The organism is Gilliamella sp. Pas-s27, assembly GCF_009795865.1.
Lineage (GTDB): Bacteria > Pseudomonadota > Gammaproteobacteria > Enterobacterales > Orbaceae > Gilliamella.
Map to the genome: position 1 here is coordinate 1 of NZ_WTEW01000134.1, position 336 is coordinate 336.

Consider the following 336-nt stretch of genomic DNA (forward strand, 5'->3'; position numbering starts at 1 on the left):
TTGGCTTATTACTAAAGGGGAGTAAAGTTCGTTTAGGTGAACAAAAAGAGGATATGCCTGGTTGGTATAAAATTGTGTCGATAACCACCGGCACGGTGGTGACACCAAATGGGTTTCAAACTGAATTGGGCAATATTACAGGTTATGTTTGGCATAAAGATATTGGTACGACAGCAAAAGATAGACCGACAGGAAAGACGGCGGATGCCAATAAAGACTATGAAATCTGCAAGGAAGATAATAAAAAAGTAGGCAACCCCGAAGTTGAAGTAAAAGGCATTGCGGTTTATGGTACGGCAAACAGTAAACAGAAATTAACTTATTTACCAAAGACAG

General features: G+C 39.6%; 1 protein-coding gene. It reads left to right on the forward strand.

What is annotated here, in order from left to right; all coding sequences use genetic code 11:
- Positions 1 to 336, forward strand: a 336-nt coding sequence (locus tag GQ589_RS12025) for a hypothetical protein (RefSeq protein ID WP_160426494.1), incomplete at both ends; no start/stop codon positions are given.